Origin of the sequence: Streptomyces sp. NPDC088400, from assembly GCF_044753355.1 — a bacterium.
Lineage (GTDB): Bacteria > Actinomycetota > Actinomycetes > Streptomycetales > Streptomycetaceae > Streptomyces.
In genome coordinates this window covers 1-21,893 of record NZ_JBIVMZ010000004.1, presented here as the reverse complement: position 1 = coordinate 21,893, position 21,893 = coordinate 1, and the positions used below count along the sequence as shown (strand labels likewise).

Genomic DNA, 21,893 nt, shown 5'->3' with positions numbered 1-21,893 from the left:
GGGTGATCCGGTATCACTCAGACCCCGTCGGCGATCCGCTCACGGCTCTCGTCGCGCGCCCAGCTGATCGCGGTAGGACACGCAGTCCTCGTACCGGGGCAGCAGGCCCTGTTCCTCGGCCTCGGCCAGGGTGGGCGCCGCGGCGTCCTTCGGGGACAGGATCGGCGTGACGTCCGCCGGCCAGGCGATGGCCAGGTCCGGATCGAGCGGGTGGATGCCGTGTTCGCGTGTCGGCGCGTATCCCTCGGAGCAGAGGTAGACGACGGTCGCGTCGTCGGTCAGCGCGAGGAAGGCGTGGCCGAGGCCTTCGGAGAGGTAGACCGAGTGGTGGTCGACGTCGTCCAGACGAACGATCTCCCACTGCCGGTACGTCGGTGAGCCGACCCGGATGTCGACGACGACGTCGAGGACCGCGCCGCGCACACACTTCACGTACTTGGCCTGCCCGGGCGGCACATCCGCGAAGTGGACACCCCGCAGCGTGCCACGGCTCGACACCGAGCAGTTGGCCTGGGCCAGGCGCAGTGGATGACCGGCCACCGCGGCGAAGTCGGGCTCCCGGAACCACTCGTGGAAGCTCCCCCGCTCGTCGGGGAACACCTTCGGCTCGTGTACCCAAGCGCCTTCGATGGACAGTGATCGCATGGTGTGTCCGTGTTTCCTTGCTGGGGAGTTCGGGAGAGTTGAGGTCCGTAGCGAGCCGTCATGGGACATCCGGGGGCTCTGCCCGCACACGCCCCTGTCGGTGAGAACTCGGCGAGAACCATGACTGCATGTCAGTGAAAACTACGACGTGAGCATACGGCGGATTTTCCTGACGATCCGACCCAGCAGCCGACGCAGCGGAGCGAGGCGACCCCGACCGGCCGTCCCCTTCGGCAGAGCCTTGACCTTGATGATCGTCACGCTGCCGTCGGCGCCGACCCGCAGACCGACCGACAGCTTCGTCCAGCGGGGCTTGTCGCGTTGCGGAGAGGGAAGTCCCAGTTCAACGGCCCATGTGCGGCCGGTGAGTTGTCCGATGGCCGGCTCGGACGACAGGAGTACGCCGGTGTCCTTCGGAGCGAGCGAGGCGGAGGCCTCGACTGTCGCGCCGCCCGCCGGGTTCGTGAACCGCAGCGTCACCTTCTCGGTGTCCGGTGCCTGGAGCGGCAACGCCATGTGGAGGCCGCCGTCCCAGGTGACGTCCTGGGGCGACACCTTCGAGACATCCCGGTCGAAGCGCGTGGTGGCAAGGTCGACGTCCAGCGAGAGGTTGCCGTGCGGCTCGGTCCAGTAGGGAAGGACCAGACGGCGGGGGGTCCCGCTGAGGGATCCCTGCCGTGCCTTGTCGACGCTGTCCGCGCGGACAGCACCCAGCCGGGCGTGCTTGGTCCAGCCGCACACGCTCATACGGATGAAGATGTCCCAGATCCCCGGGCCGAGCGGAGCCTGATGGGCCGCGGACTGGGGATCGACGACCGACTCGGCCTTCAGGACGAGCCGGAAGCCCGAGCCGGAACCGTCCGTGGCCGGCACCCGCTCACGGATGATCTGCGCGGGCTGGAAGAACTCGGCGGCGGTGGACCGCTCACGGACCACGAGGTCGGCCTTGGCCGCCTTGACCGGGGCCGTGATGGTGGCTCCCTGTTCACGGATCGAGGCCATGGCGGCATCGCCGATCGGAAGATCGAGCAGGTCTTCGCCGTCCTCGGTACGGAAGACGAGCGGAGCACCGTCCACCTGGTACTCGGCGGTGAAGCCGACCCGCAGTGATCCGCCCTCCCACGTGAGGCTCTCCAGGCGGGTCATGGGCTTGATCTTCGACTCCCAGCGGGCCAGCTCTTCGAGCCTGGCGAACTCACCGGCTCCCACGAGCGCGGCGACGACCTGCTGAGTGGGCTGGAGTCCGGCGACTACGCCTTCGCCCATACGCTCGTTGAAGACCGCGCGTATCTCGTCGAAAAGCTCCCTGCGGTAGTCCTCCGGCAGAACGAGCAGCCGACGGCCGCGCAGTCGCTCCAGCATCTCGTTACGAAGCCAGCGGCGATAGAGCTTGTCACGCAGTGGACCGGGTTCGGTATTGCGCTCGACGACATCCAATGCCTCGCGCATATTTCCGTAGTAGCCCACCGGGTCGAAGCGCTGGAAGCCCGCGTTGGAGGCATCGTCGCGCTTGACGTGGTAGTAGCACAGATAATCGCTCAGGACAGCGACGCTGGAGGCCAGAAGGTATGTCTCGGCGACGAAGACATGGTCTTCGAGGCGCCTGCGTCCTTCCTTGAAGAGAATGTTGTTCCGGTCCAGAAATTCCTTGCGGAACATCTTGTGCGGGGTGAGGCTGTCGATCAGAGGCGCGTTCTTGACGCTCGCGCGCGGCCGGTTGACACGGAACAGTTCCAGCGGCACCGGCCTGCCTTTGCCCGCCATCTTGCCGACGATGACGTCGGCCTCGTTGGCGACACCGTATGCGTGCATACGCTCCAGCGCCTCGTCGCCGAGCCAGTCGTCGTTGTCGACGAACATGATGAACTCGCCGCGCGCGGCGGCCATTCCGACGTTGCGCGGCTTGCCCGACCAGCCGGACGGCTCCTGATGGATGACGTGCATGTGCGGGTGCTCGGCGCTGAGCCGGTCCAGGCGGTCGGGTGTCTCGTCGGTCGAACCGTCGTCGACGAAAATCGCTTCGTACTCGTCATCGGGCAGGCTCTGACGCAGCAAGGAAGCAATACAGTCCTCGATGTACGGACCGGGGTTGTACACCGGTATGACAACACTGACCTTGACGGACATGCAGTAAGCCTCAACTCTTCGCGAAAGCACCCCGCAAGAAGTTGCCAGGGCATCGGATATCCATATTATCCTCTGCCTAAAGACGCGTCGGGGCGGAAGCGAGTTCCACCCCGACGGCCTGAACTTCCGCGTCAGGACCGGGATCCAAGGCGACGATCCCGGTCGAGGATCAGTGGCCGACGGCCTCGATCCGCTTGCGCAGCGGCCCGAATGCCGAGTGCCCACGGCGCAGATCACGGGCACGGGACAGCGGACGCCAGAAGTCGGCACCGAGAAGGATCTCCGGAGCGATCGCGTTCTTGCGCACCATTACCTCCTCCGGGACCTGCTGAGGATCGGGAACGACATATTCCTTGATGATTTCGTCATACGAATCCTTGAGAACGGTGCTCTCCGGGTTCGCGCCGAAGACGACCACCACACCGGTGGGCTTCGTGTCGACCTCGACCACCAGCAGATCGGGGCGGTAACGGCGCAGTACCGTCGCGACCTTGTAGACGTCTCCGGTCCACGCGTTGGTGTGACGGTCACGGGCGGCCTCGTCGATGTCGCGCGGCAGCATGTCGTCGAGGACGATCACGCTGGACCAGCGGGAGTGCTTCTCGACGTTCATGAAGTCGCGCAGCGCGAACTCGAACAGGTGCATGCCGTCGATGAACGACAGCTCCAGCTTCGGATCCCCGCCGAGGAGGTTGACCGGATCCCGACGGGCCAACGCCCGGAACGGGTTGCGGCCGTTGCGCAGATGGAGCAGCGGGTCCTTGCGGGCGAAGAAGTCGTCGCTGGTGGCCTTGACGAGGTGAACATCGCAACTGATGGACGTGACCACCTTGAAGGCCGGGTCGACAGCCACCGACGGGACCCGGGAAAGTGCCAGGCTGCGCCCGTCATTGACCCCGATCTCCAGATAGTTGCGGGGCTTGTACACACGGTGCAGGTGGCGCAGGAAGCCGTGGCGATCCACGTAAGGGCCCTTCACTTCGAATCAACAACAGGGGGATTGATTCTCAGTGAACTTAGTAGGACACCGGACCATCCGTAAACATCTACCGGCCAGTAGTTCACTCGTGTCGCTCAATCTCGGCCATGGCGGGGAACGCCTCGGCGAGCGCCGAGCGCCAGTCGCGAATCGGTTCGATTCCGGCATTCTTCCACCGCTCGTGCCCCAGCACGCTGTACGCGGGCCTGGGTGCGGGCCGCACGAAGGCCTCGCTGGTCGTCGGACGGACCCGCTCCGGATCCGCGCCGAGCAGCCGGAAGATCTCCCGGGTGAATCCGAACCAGGTCGTCTCGCCGCCGCTGGTGCCGTGGTAGACGCCGGGCGCGGCCGTGCCCGCGAGGGCCGCCCGGCCGAGCTGGACCAGCCGGTCGGCGAGGTCACCCGTCCAGGTGGGCTGGCCACGCTGGTCGTCCACCACGTCCAGGGTGTCCTTGATGCCTTCCAGCTTGATCATCGTACGGACGAAGTTGCCGCCGCCCGCTCCGTACAGCCATGCCGTACGGACCACGTAGCCGGTGTCGGGGAGCGCGTCGAGCACGGCGCGCTCCCCGGCCAGCTTGGTGCGTCCGTACGCGCTGCGCGGGGCGGTGGGGGCGTCCTCGCCGTACGGGGTCTCCCCGTCGCCCGCGAAGACGTAGTCCGTGGAGACCTGGAGCAGGACGGCGCCCGACTCCCGGCACGCCTCGGCGAGGACCCGGGGCCCGGTGCCGTTGACGGCCAGCGCCTCGGCCTCCTTGGCCTCGGCGTCGTCAACGGCCGTCCAGGCCGCGCAGTTGACCACCACGGCCGGCGCGTGCGCGTCCAGGGCGGCACGGACCGCGCCGGGGTCGGTGATGTCCAGCGCGGTACGGTCCAGGCCCTCCGCGCGCTCCCCCGCCGCGGCGAGCCGGGCCAGCAGATCCTGCCCCAGCATGCCGCCGGAGCCGGTGACGATCCAGGTGCTCACAGCGCCGCACGCTCCTTCAGGGGCTCCCACCAGGCGCGGTTGTCGCGGTACCACTGAACGGTCTCCGCGAGACCCCTGGCGAAGTCCATACGGGGCTCGTACCCCAGCTCCGAGCGGATCTTGGCGCAGTCCACGGAGTAGCGGCGGTCGTGGCCCTTGCGGTCGGTGACGTACTCGACGCTGGCGTCCCAGTCGGCACCGCAGGCCTCCAGCAGCAGGCCGGTCAGCTCCTTGTTGGAGAGCTCCGTGCCGCCGCCGATGTTGTAGACCTCGCCGGCGCGGCCCTTCGTACGGACCAGCTCGATGCCCTGGACGTGGTCGTCGATGTGCAGCCAGTCGCGGATGTTGCCGCCGTCGCCGTACAGCGGCACCTTCTTGCCGTCCAGCAGGTTCGTGATGAACAGCGGGATGACCTTCTCGGGGAAGTGGTGGTGCCCGTAGTTGTTGGAGCAGCGGGTCACCCGCACGTCGAGACCGTGGGTGCGGTGGTACGAGAGCGCGATCAGATCGCTGGACGCCTTCGCCGACGAGTAGGGCGAGTTGGGCTCCAGCGGGTGGGTCTCCGGCCAGGAGCCCTCGTCGATCGAGCCGTAGACCTCGTCGGTGGAGATGTGCACGAAGGTCTTGACGCCCGCGCGGTGCGCCGCGTCGATCAGCGTGTGGGTGCCCACCACGTTGGTACGGACGAACTCCGCGCCGCCGTCGATGGAACGGTCCACATGCGACTCGGCGGCGAAGTGCACCACCTGGTCGTGCTCGGCCATCAGCTTGCCGACCAGCTCGGGATCGCAGATGTCGCCCTGCGCGAAGGCGAATCCGGGCCGGTCGCGCACCTCGTCGAGATTGGCCGGATTGCCGGCGTAGGTCAGCTTGTCGAGCACCGTGATCTCGACGTCGCCGGGACCCTGGGGGCCCAGGACCGTACGGACGTAGTGCGAGCCGATGAAGCCGGCACCACCGGTCACGAGAATCCTTGTGGTCATGAAGAGATCTGCACCTTGCTGTGGTCACCGAGGACGAGACGGTGGGCGGACGGGTTACGGGGCGCGGGGGTGATCTCGACATCGCGGCCGATCAGCGATGCCTCCACCCGGCGCACGCCGGTGAGGGACGAGCCCCGCAGCACGATGGAGTACTCGATCTCGCTGTCCTCGATCCTGCATCCCTCGGAGACGGAGGTGAAGGGACCGATGTAGGCGTCGCTGACCACCGTGCCCGCGCCGATGATCACGGGGCCCACGATACGGCTGCCGGTCACCTGCGCGCCCGCCTCGATCCTGACCCGCCCTATGATCTCCGTCGCCTCGTCGACGTTTCCGTCGCGGCACGGCTCCACGGTCTCCAGCACCGAGCGGTTGACCTCCAGCATGTCGGTGACATTGCCGGTGTCCTTCCAGTACCCGGAGATGGTCGTGGAACGGACGTCGCGCCGCTGGTCGATCAGCCACTGGATGGCGTGGGTGATCTCCAACTCACCGCGCCAGGACGGCTCGATGGCGCGTACGGCCTCGTGGACGGCCGGGGTGAAGAGGTAGACACCGACGAGCGCGAGATCGCTCTTCGGCTCCTTCGGCTTCTCCTCCAGGGCCACCACCCGGCCGTCGGCGTCGAGTTCGGCCACACCGAAGGACGTCGGGTTGGGCACCTTCGTCAGCAGGATCTGCGCGTCGGGCCGGTCCTCGCGGAAGCCGTCCACCAGACCGGTGATGCCACCGACGATGAAGTTGTCCCCCAGGTACATGACGAAGTCGTCGTCGCCGAGGAAATCACGGGCGATGAGGACGGCGTGCGCCAGCCCGAGAGGGGCGTCCTGCTGGAGGTAGGTGACCTTTATGCCGAACTGGGAGCCGTCGCCGACCGCCTCGCGGATCTCCTCGGCGGTGTCGCCGACGATGACACCGACCTCGGTGATACCCGCCTCCGCGATGGCCTCCAGGCCGTAGAAGAGCACTGGCTTGTTCGCCACGGGGACGAGCTGTTTCGCAGAGGTGTGTGTGATGGGGCGCAGGCGGGTGCCCGCCCCGCCTGACAGTACGAGAGCCTTCACGATCCCTGTCCCATGCTGAGATGTCGGATGCCGTCCGGGCGTCGCCCGTTCACTCCGACTTTACCGACGATTTCAGCACAGCCTCTTGTCGGTCACCACGGGAGAGTGAACAGGGACTGTTCACCCCATGCGAAAGGGCACTCGCGGCGGCTTGAACGCATCCCCCCGAGTGCCCTTCACGAAACAGGTGCGCGGTCGGGCCGCGCCGACAGGCCCTACTTCGGCACCGCGGCCGACGCGCGCGGTACCGTCGCCCCCTGGGCCCGCGACCGCAGCCGCCGCACCAGGCGACGCGCGATCGACCGTCTCACACGTACGGCCGCGAGCGGCTCGATCCGCTCCTCCCCCGGCTTGCCCACCCAGTCCGGCACGGTCACCTCGAACGAGGCGTCCCGCAGTCCGCTCCGCTTGTCCCCGAAGTGCGGGTACGCGAGATACGCCGTGCGCGCGCGGCCGCGGCGGACCACCTCGGGCTTCGTCCCGGCCTTGATGAACTCCAGGGTCTCCCTGAGCAGATCGAACCGCCCCAGGGCGACACAGTCCAGCCGCAGCCGCTCCGCGACCTTGATGCGCTTCGCCACCTCGGGGGTCCAGTACCGCTCCATCAACGGCGCGGCCAGCGCCATCTTGTGCTCCTGGACCATCTCGGACTGCTTGAGGATCCCGTGGGAGAACTGCTGGAGCAGACCGACCGTGAAGGGCCGGACCATCAGCCGGTCGCGCTTGGGGCCGGCCGGCACCAGTTCCTCGATGAGCCCCATCATGGCCGTCGCGGAATCGAACCGCAGCGTGTAACTGCCGCTCTTCGTCACCTGCTTGCCGTCGTCACGGCCGACCAGGTAGTAGCAGGTGTAGCCGGCCACCACCGAGACGCCGTTGCCCCGGACGTACGCCTCCATCGTGAAGAGCGCGTCCTCGCCGGTCTTGAGCCCCTCGTCGAACCGGAGACCGATCCGCTCGATCATCTCGCGCCGGAAGAGCTTCTGCGCGCTCAGCGTGAAGATCACCTGGGAGTCGTAGATGTCGACCCGCTCGGCGGTCCGGCCCCACATCGACTTGGGCGCACCCCTGTTGACGCCCTCGACCTTGCCGAGCACCACATCCGTACCGGCGCGGTCGGCCATGGTCACCATGCGTTCCAGCGCCTCGTCGGCGAAGTAGTCGTCCGCGTCCAGGAAGAAGACGTAACGCCCCCGCGCCAGGCCGAGGCCCACATTGCGCGGTCCACTGGGGCCGCCCGAGTTGGCCTGTCGTACCACTCGGGTCGGGATGGTCGTGCGTGCGGCAAACTCCTCCAGATATTCCCCCGTGCCATCGGTCGAGCCGTCGTCGATGGCGACGATCTCGATGCGGTGGGCCATGGACTGCGACTCCACCGATTCCAGGCAGCGGACCAAGTACGGCATCGCTTCGTATGCCCCGACAATCACGCTCACATCAGGAACTGCCATATCGTTCATCGGATTTTAAGACAATCAATACTGCGCATTGGTTGTCCTGCCGGGATCGTCTGACCTGTGATGACGGTCACATGAATGTATCGCCATACCGCCAGAATGCGAACGAAACGGCCCGGCGGAGCGCTCGGAAGCGCTCCGCCGGGCCGTCGTGAGCCGTCGCGTACGGGCGGTGGACCAGCCCCGTACCGACCGGGAGGCGTCAGCCCCGCACGGGCGAGTCCAGGTCGTTGTTCTCGGGCTCGGTCCGCGCGTCCTTGGACGTCTCCAGGCCTTCCTCCGCACGCGGTTCGGCCGGTACGGAATCGTCCGGCGCCGGTGCGTCCGCGGGCTCCGCGAGGCGCTCTTCCACGCCCACGTTGCGCGCCTCGGACTTCACGGCCAGCGCGCGCGCCGCCGCGTTGAACTGCTCTATCGACGTCGGCTCGTCGGGACCCAGCAGATACCGCTTGAGCTCGTGGCGGTCATCCGCCAGCCGGTCGGCGGACGGATCGGCGACCGCCGCGAGCAACTGGCCCAGTTCCTCGGCGCTGTTGGAGAGGATCACGGCGGCCCGCACCGCGGTGTTCTGCCGCTTGAACTCCTCGGCGCCCAGCTCGGCGGAGTCGGTGACCGCGTACGGCTTGCCGCTCGCGATGAAGTCCGAGACCACGCTGGAGATGTCGGAGACCATGGCGTCCGACTCGTTGAAGCAGTCGTACAGCCGGGGCTCGGCGCCGCTGATGACCCGGTGCTCCCACCAGGGGAAGGAACGCCAGTACGCGGTGTTCCACTCGCTCCGCAGCCGCGCCAGCTCCAGCTGCCGCGCCGGGTCCGCCTTGGCGTCACGCGAGGCCTCGGCCTCGTCCCGGCCGCCCTCCGACACCCCCGACAGCTCGTTCAACCGCGCCTGGATACGGGCCAGTTCGGCACTCGCGGCGCTCTGCCCCTCGCGCAGCCCGGCCGCCTCCTTCGCCCAGCGGGCGTCGGTGGTACGGGCTGCGGCGGCCTTCTCGACCAGCGAGATGATCCGCGCGTGCACGGCCTTCGCCTTGGCGCTGCGCGTACCGGTGAAGGGATGCGGCTTGTAGAGGACACGGACCGGCTGCTCGGCGTTGAGCAGCCGCTTGATGATGTTCTCGCCGGCCAGCAGCAGCGAGGTGTTGCCGGGGTTGTCGTCCCAGCCCTCCCAGGTCGGGGCGTACAGCACCGTGGGGACGGGGTTCTTCGGCGAACCGGTCCCCTTCTCGATCGGGGCCAGCTGCGGGCGGCCCACCTCGACGATGTCCTCGTCCCGCACACCGACGTCGGCCAGCGCGTAGCGGTCGCGGCCGGCCCGGCCCGCCGTCCACACCTCGTCGTACGCCTTGCTGTACGGATTGACGCTGGCCAGCTTGTCGCTGTCGCCGTGCCCGATGAAGACGTGCTTCATGGTCGGGACGCGCAGCATGTGGATGTTCTTGCCGACGTTGGCCGCGTACAGCGCGACCCGCACGCTCGACAGGTCCAGGTTCATCAGATGCACGCCGCCCGGGACGCAGAGCACCGGCACGGCCGTCGGGGCCAGCTGGTTCGCGATGGCCCGCTCGCGCAGGACGATCAGCGGCCGGCCCTCCATCTTGTCCATCGTGTCCAGCCACATGTTGACCTGGTACGCGGACTCCTTGGAGCCGGAGAAGTACAGCATCACGGTCGGCCGGTACTCGGCCAGCCACTCGTCGACCGCCACGAGCACCTTGTCGGCCGGGGGTACGAGCCGGCTCGGCCGCATGTACGGCAGCAGCGCGGCGATGTAGCCGACGGCGAGGAACAGGCTGAGGCCCAGGCCCGCGAAGCCGTAGATGTTGTCGCGGGTCTGAAGCGTGACGATCACGCCCACCATGGCGAAGACGTCCAGGTGGAGCATCTTCTCCGCGGAGCGGTTGAGCAGCTTGCGCGGCGGGGCGTCCGGGATCCGGATGGCGCCGAGGTCGATGTTGCGGGTGACCACGGGCAGCCGGCGGCGCAGCCGGAGCAGGGTGACGATCGCGCCGTGCGGTGCCTGGAGCCCGTAGAACATCAGCACCGCGATGACGGTCACATAGAAGATCCGGTCCTCACCGAGTCCCGAGCGCGCCACCAGCAGCACCAGCAGCATCTGCCGGATCAGGAAACGGATCGACAGGCCGGCCCGCACCTTGGCGAGCCGGTTGACCAAATAGCTGCCGCGCCGATGCAGAAACGTGTCCGCGAGATAGGTCACGGCCGCCGCGGCGGCGAAGAGCCAGATATTGGGAAGTATCGCGGCGAGCATGACGCACGGGAAACTCAGCCCCAGAAGAAGTGCGGCTGCCAGCTCTGATCCGCTGCCCACTCGGGCCAGGCGGATGGCTGTCGAAATCACGGAAAACCTGCTCCAGACCGTGCCGGAAATTGACCTTGCAACGAGTTGACCTGCAACGAAAGTGTGAAGAGACACTTTCAAGAACTCGGGCCTCCGTAGTTCGCACAGCGGCGACCACGGAGGCCCTTATCAAGATTGTCGAGAATTATTACACATCTTCCTGACGGTCCAGAACGGCCGCCAGCGCCTGCTCGAATCCGGAGGCCTCGGAGGCACCCCGGGTCGGGTCCTGCTGCCGTACGTCGATGACGTGGCCGGTCAGCTCGGAAAGCAGCACATCGAGTGAGGTCTTGGCGACGGCCTCGGAGGAAAGCAGCGAACCCTCGGGCTCCTGGCCGAATGCCTTGGTGCGCATGGGAGTGGCGGTGCGCTCTGGATTCACGCAGTTCACCCGGATTCCCTCACCGGCCCATTCGTCCGAGAGCGCCTGGGTCAGATTCACCATGGCGGCCTTGGTGGACGAGTACAGGCTGTACTCCGCGCGGCCGCGGGTGTAGCTGCTGGAGGTGTACAGCAGCAGCTGGCCCTTGGTCTCCACCAGGTACTTGTACGAGGCGCGGGCGATCTGCACCGGCGCCAGGTAGTTGACGTTCAGCGCTTCCTGAATGGTGGTGTTGTCCGTCTCGGCCAGCTTGCCGATGCGCAGCACGCCCGCCGTGTTGATGACGTAGTCGATACGGCCGGTCTCGGCGTAGGCGCGGGACAGCGCGTCGTCCACGTGCTCCGGGTTCTCCACATGCGTACCGGTGGTGGAGCGGCCCAGCGCGTACACCGTGGCGCCGAAGGACTCGGCGAGCTGCGCGATGTCCGCGCCGATGCCGTACGACCCGCCGAAGACGACCAGCGTCTTGCCGGTCAGCAGCTCACGGTAGGCCTCCGCGGAGGGCTGCTCCGGGGCGGTGGCGGTGGCCAGCTGGAAGAGCTTGTCGGCGATGAAGACGTCGACCGGCTGGGTCACCTTCATGTTGTACTCGTCGCCCGCGACGACATAGATCGGCACGTCCGGCAGGTACTTCAGCACCACGGAACAGTCGTCGGTGGCCTGGAAGTTGGGGTCGGTCGCGGCGACCTCGTACGCCTTGCGGACGGTGGAGAGCTTGAACGCCTGCGGGGTCTGGCCGCGCCGCAGCCGGGACCGGTCCGGGACGTCCGTGATGAACTCGCCGTCGCCGCCGTGCGTACGGGTCACGATGATCGTGTCCGCGGACGGGATCGCCACGTCCACCGCCTGGTAGCGGTCCAGCGCGTCCACGCAGTCCTTGATCACGCGCTGCGACAGCAGCGGACGGACGGCGTCGTGGAAGAGGACGTTGCGGTCCTCGCCCTCGGCCAGGCCCTCACCCAGGGCGGCGATGGCACGCTCGGTGGTCTCGTTCCGGGTCTGACCGCCCTCGATGACCTTGCTGACCTTGGTCAGTCCGGCCTTCGCGACGATCTTCTCCACGTCGGGCACGAAGCCGGGGGCCATCAGCACGATCACATCGTCGATCGACTCGGCCTGCTCGAAAATCCACAGCGTGTGCTCGATGACCGCCTTTCCCGCGATCTTCAGCAGCTGCTTCGGGATCGACAGGCCCACACGCTGACCGGTACCACCCGCCAGGACGACGGCGGTGGTGCGGGGCTTCGCGGACGATACGGAAGCGGGAGTTGCAGACACAGGACTTGACCTACCTTGCGGGCTCAGAGGATGCAGCGATGGTCCCACCCCCGGCAATCGTCGTGCAAGGTGGACCACGACCGGACGACACCGGCTCGCAACCCCTGATTCACCTGCGAAGACCAGCACACCAATGGGGCGTGGCCGGGAGTCGTACGTGAAGGAGACCACATAAGTTTCACTTCAGAGCACGGGGGGTCCCAGATGAGAGCGTACGGAACGCCTCGTCGCGGTCACCTACGGCGACGCCGGACGACGGTGGCGTGGGGGATGACGGAGCGGGCGGCCGCGGCGAAAAGCCATGACCGCCCGCGTCGGCGATGTTCACGGGCCGGGCCAGCTCTCAGAGGACCCCGGACCCGGGAACATCGCCGCAACACTTACACACGGAACTCTCAGAACGGGCCGAGCGCTCAGAACGGGCCGAACTCGTCGTACTCCCGGTCCGCGTCGTCCCGTTCGCCCTCCCGGTCCCTGCGGCGCTGGGCCGCCGGACGCGGGGCTTCCATACGGTGGTCCTCACCGCGACGGCCGAGCATCTCCGCACCCGCCATCACCGTGGGCTCCCAGTCGAAGACGACCGCGTTGTCCTCGGCCCCGATCGCCACCGCGTCGCCCGCGTGGGCTCCGGCCTTCATCAACTGCTCCTCGACACCGAGCCGGCTGAGCCGGTCCGCGAGGTAGCCGACGGCCTCGTCGTTGCTGAAGTCGGTCTGGCGGACCCAGCGTTCCGGCTTCTCGCCGCGTACCCGGTAGATACCGCCGTCCTCCAGCGTGACGGCGAAGCCCGCGTCATCGACGGCCTTCGGGCGGATGACGATCCGGGTCGCCTCCTCCTTCGGCTTGTCGGCACGGGCCTGGGCAACGATCTCGGCGAGCGCGAAGGAGAGCTCCTTGAGCCCCATGTGGGCCACGGCGGACGCCTCGTAGACGCGGTAGCCGCGCTTCTCCAGGTCGGGACGGATGATGTCGGCGAGATCCTGGCCGTCCGGAATGTCGATCTTGTTGAGGACGACGATGCGCGGCCGGTCGTCCAGCCCGCCGTACTGCTTGAGCTCCTCCTCGATGACATCGAGGTCGGAGACCGGGTCACGGTCGGACTCCAGCGTGGCCGTGTCCAGGACGTGGACGAGCACCGAGCACCGCTCGACATGGCGCAGGAATTCGAGGCCGAGGCCGCGGCCCTGGCTGGCGCCCGGGATCAGACCGGGGACGTCCGCGATCGTGTAGACCGTCGAACCCGCCGTGACCACGCCCAAGTTGGGGACCAGCGTGGTGAAGGGATAGTCCGCGATCTTGGGCTTGGCCGCGGAGAGTACGGAGATCAGCGAGGACTTGCCGGCGCTGGGGTAGCCGACGAGCGCCACATCGGCGACCGTCTTGAGCTCCAGGACGACATCACCGCCCGTACCGGGCACGCCGAGCAGCGCGAAGCCGGGGGCCTTGCGGCGGGCCGAGGCCAGCGCGGCATTGCCGAGGCCGCCACGGCCGCCCTCGGCGGCGACGAAGGTGGTGCCCTCGCCGACCAGGTCGGCGAGGACATTGCCCAGCTTGTCAAGGACGACCGTGCCGTCCGGCACCGGCAGGACCAGGTCCTGGCCGTCCTTGCCGGAACGGTTGCCGCCCTCGCCGGGCTTGCCGTTGGTGGCCTTGCGGTGCGGCGAGTGGTGATAGTCGAGCAGCGTGGTCACCGACTGGTCGACGACCAGGATGACGTCGCCGCCCCGGCCGCCGTTGCCGCCGTCGGGTCCGCCGAGCGGCTTGAACTTCTCACGATGTACGGAGGCGCAGCCGTGGCCTCCGTTACCCGCGGCGACATGCAGCTCGACGCGGTCCACGAAGGTGGTCATGGGGATTGCCTCCAGTACATACGGAAATGTCATACCTCTAACGCGCGAAAGGCGGACCCGCTTCCCGTCTCCGGGAAGTGAGGTCCGCCCTCGCGAAGAAACCGCTCTACGGCTACCTGATGATCAGGATGATCAGGCGACCGGAACGATGTTCACGACCTTGCGGCCGCGGCTGGTGCCGAACTCCACCGAGCCCGCGTTCAGCGCGAACAGCGTGTCGTCGCCGCCACGGCCGACGCCGGAGCCGGGGTGGAAGTGCGTGCCGCGCTGGCGGACGAGGATTTCACCGGCGTTGACGAGCTGACCGCCGAAGCGCTTCACGCCGAGCCGCTGAGCATTCGAGTCGCGCCCGTTCCGGGTGGACGATGCGCCCTTCTTGTGTGCCATGTCTCCTCAGTCCCTTACTTCGCAGCCGCGGGGATACCGGTGACCTTGATCGCCGTGTACTGCTGGCGGTGACCCTGGCGACGGCGGTAGCCGGTCTTGTTCTTGTAGCGAAGGATGTCGATCTTCGCGCCCTTGTGATGGTCCACGACCTCGGCCGTGACCTTGATGCCGTCCAGCACCCACGGGTCGCTGGTGACGGCTTCGCCGTCAACCACGAGCAGGGTCGAGAGCTCGACCGTGTCGCCAACCTTGGCGGTGGAAATCTTGTCAACCTCAACGATGTCGCCGACAGCAACCTTGTGCTGGCGACCACCGCTGCGCACGATGGCGTACACGCGGATCTCACTCTCACTCGGAACGGAACCCCTGATGCCAGCCGCTCACACGGCCCGGGGGCCGTGATGATCCGGAGAGGACGAGCGGCCTCTCCCGGAGATCCGGGAGGTGGGTGCTCAGGGGTGGACGCGCATGGAACACGCCGAAGGTTTAGAGTACGGGGCCGCTGTACAGAGGGTCAAACCAGCCTCACGGCCCACCGGGCCGGGTGCGCGCGGACGGCCGGACGCCGACGGGACCGGTTTCCCGGCTCCGGAAGGGAAGGGCGGGGCCACTGCGCCCCGCCCTTCCCGTACGGCGGGCTCCACGTCACGCCCTACGACGCCGCCGCCCGGCCGGTCCCCGATCCGTGCCACCGGCAGGCCGGTGGCACCGGCAGATCAGCGCCACTGAGGCGGAATGTTCCGCATCTGCGCGTACGGGTCCCAGTCCACCGGACGGAACTCCGGGTCGTCGAATGTGAACCCCGCGTTCTCCCAGTGGGCCCGGACGGTCCGGACTCCTTCGAGCATCGTGTCGCCGTAGCCGAACTCGACATCGCAGCACACACAGATGTCGTGGCTCGGCTCACCGCAGTTCCAGACCGGCTGGTCGACGTAGTCGTAACCGCACACACGGCAGACATACTCGACATCATCGACTCCCAATACCCCTCCTTGCGGACCAGTCGCCCTTGAGACCACTCGTCCTTGAGACCACTCGTCAAGGGAGATTGATCCCTTGCTTCTCAAGGTATTCCCGCAGCGTAGCCTCCGTGTACCCCCGGGGATTGGTGACCGCGTCATAGGGCTTCGGTTTGTAGAACGACTGGGGCAATCCCGTAGCCCCCATGAATCCGAGGGTATTCGTCTTAGGATCGTAGACGGTCACGGAATCCGAATTCCAGAACCCCTTCGGTGATTTCATCGCCCCCGAAGGGGGATTGTGAAGAAATTGCCAGGCTTTTTCGACGTACTGCTTCGCGTTGCCGACGTCCGGGAAATCCGCCCCGTGATTCTTGTAGTGCTTGAAGGCGGTCTTGACCGGCCCCTTCTTGGGACTCCCGTAGGTCCAGATGTGCGACGGCTTCCCCAGCGCACGCTGCCCCTTGAGATATGCCTCAAGGGTGGCCATGCCCTTGACGCCCAGCTTTCCACCGGTCGCGCCCCATCCGAGGATGGGAATGGCGGCAGCGCAGGAGAGGCCGGAATTGAGGGCGTCACCTTCGGCTCCGTACCACCCGCAGTTGATCAGGTCGGCCGGCTCACCGACGACAGGGATGAGACCGGCGACATCGAGGACGAGGTGACCACCGGTGGCGAGCATGGACCAGACGGTGGTTTCTTCCTCCGTCGCAGCCTCCAGGAATTCGTCCTCCAGTGCCTGAAGTTCGGCGGTGGCCTTCCGGTCCTCCTCGCTCTCGTTCCGGCGTGCCGCCTCGGCTTCCTCCCGCAGTTTCTCGGTGGTCGCGACGAGCGCGTCCTTCGCCGCCTGGTCCGCCGCCTTGGCGTCCTTGCCCGCGGCGATCGCGGAGGCCCGTGCCGCGCCGGCCGCCGCCCATGCCACGTCCGCCGAGCCTCGCGCCGCCGACGCGGAGACCGCGGCGTTCGACGCGGACACCTGAGCGGCCCGGGACGCGCGGTGGGCATCGGCCTCGGCCGCTCGCGCGGTCTTGGCCGACTGCGCGGCCTGGGCCGCGGACGCCTCGGCGTCCTTGGCGGACTGACGTGCCTGGTCCGCGTAGTTCTTGGCCTCGGCGGCGGACGCCTTGGCCTGCTGGGCGTACTTTTCGGCATCCGCAGCCGCCTGGCCGGCTATCGCCGCCACCCTGGCGGCCTCCGCCGCGTTCTGCTGTGCGGTGGCCGCGATGCCCGCGGCGTCCGAGATGAGCTTCTGGACCTGGGCCACATGGGTCGTCGCCAGTCGGTCCTTGCGCTGGGCCTGGTGCTGACCGGAGGTGATGAAGGCGTGCAGGAGCTGGGTCGGACCCTCCAGCGCGATTCTCGCCGCGGCCTTCGTCTCGGGCCCTCCGGCCGTCATCAGCTGGACGGCCGTGACCCGCTCGTCGTTGCTCCGGGCGATGTGCTGACCGGTGGTGATGAACTCCCGCAGCTTGTCGATGGACCCGGAGTTGAGAGCGGCCTGGGCGGCTTCCTTCACCCCGGGGCCGGCACCGTCCATGAGCTGGACCACATGGACGCGGTAGTCGTTGGCGGCGGCCTGGTGCTGTCCGGTCGTCAGGAATTCCGTGATCCGCGCGGCGTCACCCGCGAGAGCTTCCTCCGCGGCGAGGCGGACCTTCTCCGAGTCCGAGTCCTCCGCCAGGCGTTCGACCCTGGCGCGCTCGTCGTCCTGCGCCGCGCCCTTCCAGCCGGTACGTATGTACTCGACGACCTGGTCGTCCGCGCCGGCCAGGGCCACCTCGGCCGCCGTACGGCTCCACGGACCTCGCGTCTTCATCGCCAGCAGGGCCACCCGGCGGCCCTTGTCGGCGACCTCCCCGGTGTCCGCGTCCGGCTGCGCCGCCTCGGCTGCCAGGCGTACGGCCTCGGCGTCGAGGTCCTCGGCCTCCTTGGCGGCGCGAGCCGCTTCCGCCTTGTCCTCGGCCTCCTTGGCCTTGAGATCCTTGGCCTGCTCGATCGCGGCCGTGGTCCGCGCGGCGAGTTCCGCCGCCTCGATCTTGCGGGCCACATCGTGGACCTTGCGGGCCTTGGCCACCGCGTCGGTCGCGCTGTCGGCCGCCTTCTTCGCGGCCTTCGCGTGCAGGTCGGACTCCTTGGCCGCGTTGGCCGCGTCCCCCGCGTGCTCCGCGGCCTGGTCGGCCGCCTTCGCCGCCGCTTCGGCGTGCTCGGCGGAGGAATTGGCCGCGTCCCGCGCCTCGTAGGCGGCTGCCGCGGACTCGCGTGCCAGCGATTCGGCGGCGTTGGCGGCGCGGGTGGCCTCCCCGGCGTGCCGGCGGGCCTGAGCTGCCGCCGCCCGCGCGGCGGCCGACTGGGCGCCCGCCTGGTCGGCGTACCCACTGGCCTCCTCCGCCGCGTCGGCCGCGGCGTCGGCGTTCGAGCCCGCGCTCGCCGCCGACTTTGCGGCGACTCCGGCCTGCGTCGCCGCGACGCCCGCCTGCTCGGCCGCCTGGGCCGCCAGACGGGCGCCCTTGGCGGCGGCGCGTGCGCCTTCGGCCGCCTTACGGGCCGTCGCCGCCTGGGCCGCGTCGGTCGCGGCATCCGCCGCCGCGCCACGCGCCTTCGACGCGGCCTGGGCCGCGCCCGCCGCGGCCGACGCCGCCTGGGCCGCCGCGTTCGCCGCGACACGGGCCGAGCTGTTGGCGGCGCGAGCCGCGTCGATGGCCTGCTGAGCCGCCTGTGCCGCGCCCTTGGCGGCGTCCGCGGCACGGCCCGCCGCACCGGCCGCCCGGGCGGCGTCGTTCTTCGCCGCCTCGGTCTCCGCGGCGGCCTTCTTCGCGGCCTCCTTGGCCAGCTTCGACGCGGCGACAGCCCGTTCGGAGGCGTCCTTGGCCGCCTCCGTCTCCTTCGCGGCCTGCCTGCCGGCCTCCTGGGCCTGTGCGGCGAGCTGCGCGACGGTGGAGCGCTCCTGGTCCCGGGCACGGGCCACGTGCTGGCCCACTTCCAGGAACTCCCGGATGTCCTCGACCGAACCGGCCGCCGCGACCTTGGCGGCCTCCTTCACCGCGGGCCCGCCCGCGCTCATGATCTGTACGAGCAGCACCCGGTCGTCGTTGTCACGCGCGGTGTACTGGCCCTGCGTCAGGAACGCGCGAACGTCCTCGATGGATCCGTTCAACGCATCGCGGCCGGCCTTCTGCACACCGGGACCACCGGAGCTGATGAGCTGAGTGGCCCTCACCCGCTGGTCATGCTGCAGCGGAACCTGCCAGCCGCCGCTCAGGAAGGCGCGAAGCTGCTCCGGGGTCCCGGCCAGTGCCGTCTCCGCGGCCTCCTGGACACCCCGCCCGCCCACCGTGTGGAGCTGCACCAGGGCCACACGGTCGTCCTGCAGTTCCGCGAGGTCCTTCTCGCTGTCCAGGAAACGGCGTACGTCCTCGTCGCTGCCCGTCAGCGCGGCCTCGGCCAGGGCCTTGACCCCCGGGCCGCCGGACTTCCACAACTCCACGATCCGCCCACGGTCGGTGGCGGGAATCGGGCTGACTATTTCTTCGTCGTCCGGCCCCTCGTACGCTGCGACCGGTGGCGCACCCACCAAGCCGAGCATCAGTGCCAGCGGCAAAAGACTCAAGCACAACAACGCGCGCACAGCACGCGCGCCCCCACCCCGGAAGCTGTTTCTTCGTCTCAAAGAACAGGCCTATCTCGCTCACTGGCAACTCCCTTTGCCAGCTGCCGAATTTCGGCGCCGCGAGCATAACCACATTACCGAAGCATGGTCTGGAAGATAACTGATTTTACCGGGCCCTCGATATCGATTAACACCGCTTTATCACCATGCACCCGATTCAGCGAAGGTCGACATCTGACGCTATAAGCGTGCATAACTCCACCAAACGGAAAGATCAAATCCGTCTCATGTGACACAGATCACGTATCGGATCGAATGGCGGGAGGGTTATTTTCCATCGGCGCTTTACTGACGATTGGTCGGGTTCCCGCTTATGCGACCTCGGCACCACCGGACACTTCCGAAAGGGCTCCATCCGTGATACCTCGCGCACGCAGGCTGCTGTTCGCCGGCCTCATTGCCTCCTTCGCCGCCGTCGCGGGAATCTCGACGCTCGCGAGCGCGGCCTCGCCCGGTCCGGCGACAGTCACCGCGCAAGCGATGGCGGACGACACCATTCCGCCTTTCGCCGTCGAAGACTTCGAATACCCCGGTGCGCAGAAAATCCTCGAAGAAAAGGGAATCACGCTGCGTAAAGGGGACGGCCGGATTCTCCTCGCCGACTGCGATCCGGCACAGCAGCAGATCCAGGTCTGGACGCGCAAGAGCAGCGCGGGAATGTTCTGCTTCCAGGCCACGGCCAAGACCGGCCACCTCACCCTGGAGGTGCCCGATGTCTTCGCCCTCCAGACGTCGGACCGTGCCATCAGCGCGGACCTCACCGCCCAGGGCAAGACCCAGACCGTCAACGTCCCCAAGGACAAGCTCCAGGGCGTCGGCGAAGGCACCGGCGGCGGCGACGCGGTCCTGGTCGAACTCCGCGTCACCGGATGAACGGCTCGGACACCCCGGTGCCCCACTCGTCCCACCACCGACAGGTGAGCGTGGTGACCGGCGGCGACGCCCACCACAGACCTTCGACCACCGTTCTTAGGAAGCTCCTCATGACCAGCAGACGTCCGCGCGCCACGCGGGTCACCGCACTGCTCACGGCCCTCGTCACCGCCGGGATCCTCGCCGGCCAGTCGGCACAGGCCCTGGGCGGCGATCCCGCCCCGGACGGCGTCCACGCCTTCACCGCGAAAATCGACATCGGTGGCGTACGGGCCTGCTCGGGCACCCTCATCAACAACCAATGGCTGATCACCGCCGCGAGCTGCTTCGCCGACGACCCGGCCGAGGCCACGTCGCTCCCCACCGGGCCACCCGCGCGCAAGTCGTCCGCGACCATCGGCCGGACCGATCTCACCGGCACGACCGGACACGTACGGGACATCGTTCACCTGGTGCCCCGTCAGGACCGGGACGTGGTCCTGGCCAAGCTCGCCACCCCGGTTCCCGGCATCGCGCCCCTGCGGCCGACCACCACCGCACCCGTCGCGGGCGAGAGCCTCAAGGGCACCGGATACGGCCGTACCAAGGACACCTGGGTCCCCGACCAGCTCCACACCGGAGCCTTCACCGCCGGACAGGTCCAGGACACCACCGTCAGCATCGACGGAACCCCCCTCTGCAAGGGGGACACCGGCGCACCCACGTTCCGCGAGAAGGACGGCCTCCTGGAACTGGTGAGCGTCGTCAGCAGGTCGTGGCAGGGCGGCTGCCTGGCCTCGAAGGAAACCCGGACCGGGGCGATCGCCGGCCGCGTGGACGACATCCGTACCTGGATCAGGGAGTCCACCGCCTCCACCCTGACCGCCTGGAAGCTGCAGATGGTCACCAAGACCACCAGCGGCCTCTACCACTCCATGCGTGACAGCAACGGCGACTGGGCCGGCTTCGGCGACGTCCAGAAAGTCGCCGGCACCGTCGAAGACGTGAAGTTCGCCGCCGACGCCGCCATCTCCGGCAAGAACTACGTCTTCGCCGTCGGCGGGGACGGACACGTCTACCAGGCCAACCGCCGCCCCACAGGCGGCTGGGAAGCCTTCCGCGACCTGACCTCCGAGATCGGCGCCAAGCCCGGCCTCACCCGCCTGGCGGTCACCTCCACCGGAAAGGGCCTGGCCCTGATCGGCCTGGCCGACGGCCGGATCTACCACGCGACCCAGGACCCCGACGAGAAATGGAGCAAGTGGGGCGACGTCACAGCCAAGTTGGGCGTCCTGGGCAACGCCACCCAGGTCACCACCTCGCAGACATCGGGCGGTGAGACACACGTCGGCGTCGTCGCCGACAACAAGGCGTACCACGCCATCAGGCAGGCCGACGGCACCTGGAGCGACTCCTGGGGCCGCATCAGCAACCTGCCCACCGGACTCGACTCGATCAACGGAATGGCCTTCGCCGGCATCGGAGCCGAGCTCCAGATCGTCCTCACCAGCCCCACCGGCGCCATGAAGCACGCCACCCGGGCAGCGGGCGGCAGCTGGAGCACCTTCGGAAACCTCAACGGGAAACTCGGCGACCCCGCACCGGCCGTCAGCGTGGACGCGGCCGCCGTGAACGGCGAGTTCCAGACCGCCGTCGTGTCGACCGACGGAAGGATCAGGCACGGCCTCCGCCATTCCAACGGCACCTGGGACGCCCCCGACGAGCCCACCGGCTACCCCGGAACCGCCACCATGGCCGCGATCACCGGCAGCACCAGCTGACGCCGCGCACCCCTCACGGAAACGGGCCGGGGGGGGGGCCCCCCCCCCGGGGGGGGGGGGGCCCCCCCGGGGGGGGGGGGGGGGGGGGAGGCAGGCAGGTGGGGCGGGCACCCAGCGGGGGCGCGGGGTGTTACGGGGCCGGGCGGGCTGTGA

16 protein-coding genes are annotated in these 21,893 nt (G+C 68.3%); 2 read left to right on the top strand and 14 right to left on the bottom strand.

Going from position 1 to position 21,893, the window contains the following annotated elements; genetic code table 11:
• Positions 1-39: 39 nt before the first annotated feature.
• The 14 genes from rfbC to ACIQD6_RS11315 form a co-directional block, all read right to left on the bottom strand.
• Positions 40-645: a dTDP-4-dehydrorhamnose 3,5-epimerase gene (rfbC, locus tag ACIQD6_RS11380; RefSeq protein ID WP_401880857.1), complete on the bottom strand. Its 606-nt coding sequence runs from the start codon at positions 643-645 to the stop codon at positions 40-42.
• A gap of 141 nt (positions 646-786) precedes the next feature.
• The gene (locus tag ACIQD6_RS11375; protein WP_401880856.1) at positions 787-2,772 is read right to left on the bottom strand and encodes a glycosyltransferase family 2 protein; all 1,986 of its coding nucleotides are present in this window, start codon (positions 2,770-2,772) and stop codon (positions 787-789) included.
• 169 nt (positions 2,773-2,941) lie between these two features.
• A complete protein-coding gene (locus tag ACIQD6_RS11370; protein WP_401880854.1) occupies positions 2,942-3,736 on the bottom strand; it encodes a class I SAM-dependent methyltransferase in 795 nt (264 codons plus the stop codon).
• Positions 3,737-3,833: 97 nt separating this feature from the next.
• Complete coding sequence (rfbD, locus tag ACIQD6_RS11365; RefSeq protein ID WP_401881693.1) at positions 3,834-4,685, bottom strand: dTDP-4-dehydrorhamnose reductase; 852 nt, start codon at positions 4,683-4,685, stop codon at positions 3,834-3,836.
• Positions 4,686-4,714: 29 nt separating this feature from the next.
• The gene (gene rfbB, locus ACIQD6_RS11360; protein WP_401880852.1) at positions 4,715-5,701 is read right to left on the bottom strand and encodes a dTDP-glucose 4,6-dehydratase; all 987 of its coding nucleotides are present in this window, start codon (positions 5,699-5,701) and stop codon (positions 4,715-4,717) included.
• Positions 5,698-6,765, bottom strand: a complete 1,068-nt coding sequence (locus ACIQD6_RS11355) for a glucose-1-phosphate thymidylyltransferase (RefSeq protein WP_401880850.1) — start codon at positions 6,763-6,765, stop codon at positions 5,698-5,700. Before ACIQD6_RS11355 ends, rfbB begins: the two co-directional genes overlap by 4 nt.
• Positions 6,766-6,980: 215 nt before the next feature.
• The gene (locus ACIQD6_RS11350; protein ID WP_401880848.1) at positions 6,981-8,216 is read right to left on the bottom strand and encodes a glycosyltransferase family 2 protein; all 1,236 of its coding nucleotides are present in this window, start codon (positions 8,214-8,216) and stop codon (positions 6,981-6,983) included.
• A gap of 208 nt (positions 8,217-8,424) precedes the next feature.
• Positions 8,425-10,584: a hypothetical protein gene (locus ACIQD6_RS11345; protein WP_401880846.1), complete on the bottom strand. Its 2,160-nt coding sequence runs from the start codon at positions 10,582-10,584 to the stop codon at positions 8,425-8,427.
• Between the two features lie 148 nt (positions 10,585-10,732).
• A complete protein-coding gene (locus ACIQD6_RS11340) occupies positions 10,733-12,244 on the bottom strand; it encodes an SDR family NAD(P)-dependent oxidoreductase (protein ID WP_401880844.1) in 1,512 nt (503 codons plus the stop codon).
• 413 nt (positions 12,245-12,657) lie between these two features.
• The gene (obgE, locus tag ACIQD6_RS11335; RefSeq protein WP_401880843.1) at positions 12,658-14,094 is read right to left on the bottom strand and encodes a GTPase ObgE; all 1,437 of its coding nucleotides are present in this window, start codon (positions 14,092-14,094) and stop codon (positions 12,658-12,660) included.
• Between the two features lie 132 nt (positions 14,095-14,226).
• Positions 14,227-14,481: a 50S ribosomal protein L27 gene (rpmA, locus tag ACIQD6_RS11330; RefSeq protein WP_401880842.1), complete on the bottom strand. Its 255-nt coding sequence runs from the start codon at positions 14,479-14,481 to the stop codon at positions 14,227-14,229.
• 14 nt (positions 14,482-14,495) lie between these two features.
• A complete protein-coding gene (rplU, locus tag ACIQD6_RS11325) occupies positions 14,496-14,816 on the bottom strand; it encodes a 50S ribosomal protein L21 (protein ID WP_225017587.1) in 321 nt (106 codons plus the stop codon).
• Positions 14,817-15,197: 381 nt separating this feature from the next.
• Complete coding sequence (locus ACIQD6_RS11320; protein WP_401880840.1) at positions 15,198-15,464, bottom strand: hypothetical protein; 267 nt, start codon at positions 15,462-15,464, stop codon at positions 15,198-15,200.
• Positions 15,465-15,519: 55 nt separating this feature from the next.
• On the bottom strand, positions 15,520-19,047 hold the full coding sequence (locus ACIQD6_RS11315) for a hypothetical protein (RefSeq protein WP_401880838.1): 3,528 nt from the start codon (positions 19,045-19,047) through the stop codon (positions 15,520-15,522).
• A gap of 417 nt (positions 19,048-19,464) precedes the next feature.
• Between ACIQD6_RS11315 and ACIQD6_RS11310 the strand changes: the two genes are divergently transcribed.
• Together ACIQD6_RS11310 and ACIQD6_RS11305 are read left to right on the top strand one after the other, a co-directional pair.
• Positions 19,465-19,980, top strand: a complete 516-nt coding sequence (locus ACIQD6_RS11310) for a hypothetical protein (RefSeq protein ID WP_401880836.1) — start codon at positions 19,465-19,467, stop codon at positions 19,978-19,980.
• 110 nt (positions 19,981-20,090) lie between these two features.
• Positions 20,091-21,740: a trypsin-like serine protease gene (locus ACIQD6_RS11305; protein ID WP_401880834.1), complete on the top strand. Its 1,650-nt coding sequence runs from the start codon at positions 20,091-20,093 to the stop codon at positions 21,738-21,740.
• Positions 21,741-21,893: the final 153 nt, after the last annotated feature.